This is a genomic window from Endozoicomonas sp. SESOKO1 (assembly GCF_024606265.1).
GTDB lineage: Bacteria > Pseudomonadota > Gammaproteobacteria > Pseudomonadales > Endozoicomonadaceae > Endozoicomonas.
This window is the reverse complement of record NZ_JAHHPP010000191.1, coordinates 1-3,766: the sequence shown is the minus strand read 5'-3', so window position 1 is coordinate 3,766 and position 3,766 is coordinate 1. Positions and strand designations below refer to the sequence as shown.

The 3,766-nt window shown below is 50.8% G+C and carries 2 protein-coding genes; one reads left to right on the top strand and one right to left on the bottom strand.

The genetic code is table 11. The features are described 5' to 3' along the window. Positions 1 to 146: 146 nt before the first annotated feature. Positions 147 to 1,295: a pyridoxal phosphate-dependent aminotransferase gene (locus KDK13_RS09240; RefSeq protein WP_257284691.1), complete on the bottom strand. Its 1,149-nt coding sequence runs from the start codon at positions 1,293 to 1,295 to the stop codon at positions 147 to 149. Positions 1,296 to 1,621: 326 nt separating this feature from the next. Between KDK13_RS09240 and uvrB the strand changes: the two genes are divergently transcribed. Continuing rightward, the gene (uvrB, locus tag KDK13_RS09235) at positions 1,622 to 3,634 is read left to right on the top strand and encodes an excinuclease ABC subunit UvrB (RefSeq protein ID WP_257284690.1); all 2,013 of its coding nucleotides are present in this window, start codon (positions 1,622 to 1,624) and stop codon (positions 3,632 to 3,634) included. The last annotated feature ends 132 nt before the right edge of the window (positions 3,635 to 3,766 follow it).

Genomic DNA, 3,766 nt, shown 5'->3' with positions numbered 1-3,766 from the left:
ACTCGAACCAGCGACCCAATGATTAACAGTCATTTGCTCTACCAACTGAGCTATCGGGGATCAAAAGGTAAGGTAAATGATACCTTTCTTAATGAGTCTGTCAAGTTGCTGAGTACCAGAAGCTGGTACTCAGTACCTACCGTTTATCAGGCCAGCGCTGCCTGAAGCCTGTCCAGGGCCTTCTCTAATGCTTCATCGCCGGTGGCAAATGAGAGCCTCATGCAGCCATCAGAACCAAAGGCAGAGCCGGGAACCAGGGCAACGCCTTTTTCCAGGAAGAGAGCAGCAAGGTCTGTATCTTTTTCAAAGCCCAGCTTCTTCATGGCTTCACTGAAATCGGCAAAAGCGTAGAAAGTGCCATCACCCTCGATAGCGCTGACGCCTGGCAGCTGATTCAGTCGGCCGACAACGTAGTCATGGCGTTTTTTAAACACCTTGAGCATCTCTTTCACGCAATCCTGCGGTCCATTCAGCGCCGCAACTGCTGCTGCCTGGGCGATAGAGCAGGGGTTGGACGTGCTCTGGGACTGGATCTTCTTCATGTTCTTGATCAGCCACTCAGGCCCGCCAGCATAGCCAATCCGCCAGCCGGTCATGGAGTAGGCCTTGGATACGCCGTTCAGAACAATCGTACGGTCATAGAGTTCAGGGCAGACCATCAGGATGTTGCAGAAAGGCTCTTCAGTCCAGAGGATATGTTCATACATATCATCGGTTGCGATCATTACGTCCGGGTACTTTTTCAGTACTTCAGCCAGGGCTTCGAGTTCTTTACGGTTATAGGCGGTTCCGGTCGGGTTTGAGGGGCTGTTGAGCACGACCAGCCTGGTTTTGTCGGTGATTGCTGCTTCAAGCTGATCAGGTGTGATTTTGAAGCGGTTTTCCAGACCGGCTTCCACGATAACCGGTACGCCTTCAGCAATGACGACCATGTCCGGGTAAGATACCCAGTAGGGGGCTGGAATAATTACTTCATCGCCCTTGTTCAATAGCGCCAGGGCCAGATTAAAGAAGCTCTGTTTTCCTCCGCAGGAAACCAGAATTTGGCTTTGCCCGTAGTCGAGTCCATTATCCCGCTTGAATTTATCAATAACGGCCTGTTTCAGCTCGGTGGTTCCATCCACGGCAGTGTATTTTGTTTTCCCTTCAGCGATGGCTTTGACCGCCGCGGCCTTAATGTGCTCCGGAGTATCGAAATCGGGCTCTCCGGCGCCAAGACCAATAATGTCATGTCCTGCAGCTCTCAGTTCGGCAGCCCTGGCGGTAACTGCCAGAGTTGGGGATGGCTTGACCATTTGTACGCGTTGGGATGGATGACCAGTCACAGTTTTCCTCATTTATGGTTGTAACTCTGAGAATTATAATGCGGTTTGCCTTCCGATTTGGGCCGGAGAAATTCGCTGGGTGGCATCACCAAAGAGCCTGTGGAAGCATCTCTGCTGATTTGGTCAGACTCTCCAAGGCGGAAACTATCTACCAAAACCTGTAGTATAACGGTGATGATTAGCGAGTATCCGTCATGCGAACAACAGAAGGCATCATACACAATACGATGTACTGTTGATATCCGTTTGTCGGTTACCCTCGGCAAAATTTTTTCTGCTCCAGATGGAAGGATAGCATGAGTCGATCCTTTAAAGTTTCTTCCCGTTTCGGTCCCGCTGGTGATCAACCGATGGCTATCGAGCAGCTGGTCAAGGGTATTGATGCTGGCCTTGCCTGTCAGACATTGTTGGGGGTAACAGGCTCCGGCAAGACATTCACAGTTGCCAATGTCATCGAGAAAATACAGCGACCAACGATCATCATGGCCCATAACAAGACACTGGCCGCACAACTCTACGGTGAGTTCAGGGAGTTCTTTCCAGACAATGCCGTGGAGTATTTTGTCTCCTACTATGACTATTATCAGCCGGAAGCTTACGTACCCACCTCAGATACCTATATCGAAAAAGATGCATCGGTGAATGAACATATTGAACAAATGCGTCTCTCTGCCACCAAGGCCCTGATGGAGCGACCGGATGCCATTATTGTGGCAACGGTCTCGGCCATCTACGGCCTGGGTGATCCGCAGTCTTATCTTAAAATGATGATGCATCTGGATCGTGGTGACAGGGTAGACCAACGAACGATTCTGCGCCGTCTGGCAGAATTACAGTACACGCGTAACGATGCCGATTTTCGGCGGGCCACTTACCGTGTGCGTGGTGATGTTATTGATATATTTCCCGCTGAATCGGAAAAAGAGGCTGTCCGCCTGGAGCTTTTTGACGATGAACTGGAAGCCATCAGTGAGTTTGATCCGCTGACGGGAGAGGTTCTGAGAAAACTCCCCAGGGCAACTATTTATCCAAAAACTCACTACGTTACCCCCAGACAGACCATCCTGGATGCAGTGGAAGCCATTAAGGTAGAACTGGTGGATCGGCTCAACATTTTGCGCGATAACAATAAGCTGGTGGAAGCTCAGCGACTTGAGCAGCGCACGCAGTTTGACCTGGAAATGATGATCGAACTGGGTTATTGCACCGGTATCGAGAACTATTCCCGCTACCTGTCTGGTAATAAACCCGGCGAGGCGCCGCCAACGCTGTTTGATTATATTCCGGATAATGCATTGCTGGTGATTGACGAGTCCCATGTGACTGTGCCCCAGATCGGTGCCATGTATAAAGGGGATCGCTCCCGAAAAGAGACACTGGTGGAATATGGTTTCCGTTTGCCGTCGGCCCTGGATAACCGGCCCATGAAGTTTGAAGAGTGGGAAGAACGACGACCGCAGACTATTTTTGTCTCTGCCACACCGGGTAAGTATGAGGAAGAGAACCAGGGGCAGGTGGTTGATCAGGTGGTCAGGCCCACCGGTCTGGTGGATCCGGCAATTGAGGTCCGCCCGGCAACCACTCAGGTGGATGATCTGTTGATGGAAATTAATAAAACCGTTGCCAAAGAGGAACGGGTGCTGGTTACTGTGCTCACCAAGCGTATGGCAGAGGACTTAACTGAATTTTTGCATGAACAGGGCGTCAGGGTACGCTATCTGCACTCTGATATTGATACGGTAGAACGGGTAGAGATTATCCGTGACTTGCGAATTGGTGCCTTTGATGTGCTGGTGGGTATCAACTTGCTGCGGGAAGGCCTTGATATGCCAGAGGTCTCTCTGGTCACTATTCTGGACGCGGATAAGGAAGGTTTTCTCCGTTCTGACCGTTCATTGATTCAGACCATTGGCCGCGCTGCCCGTAACATTAATGGCCGGGCGATTCTCTATGGTGACCGGATTACCGGTTCCATGGAACGGGCCATCAGCGAGACCGAGCGGCGTCGCAAAAAGCAGATTGCCTACAACAGGAAACATAATATTACGCCAAAAGGTGTGTTCAAATCGGTGGCTGATATTCTTGAAGGTGCTGTTGTGCCCGGACGGAAGAAAGGCAGTAAGGCCCAGAGAGCCGTGGCTGAACCGAGAACCGAGTATCAGGTTCCCATGACTCCGGAAGTCATGGCTGCGACCATCAAGAAGCTGGAGGCAAAAATGATGGAGCACTCCCGGAACCTTGAGTTTGAACAGGCGGCTGCTGTCCGGGATGAAATTGCCTCGCTTCGGGAGCAGGTTTTAAAACACTGAGTATAGGTATAACCCTGTTAGAATTAAGCCGATTGGAGTGTTGCATTTTTTAGCTGTATTGATAATATACGCAACACTTCAGTCGGTTAGCTCAGTTGGTAGAGCACCACCTTGACATGGTGGGGGTCGCTG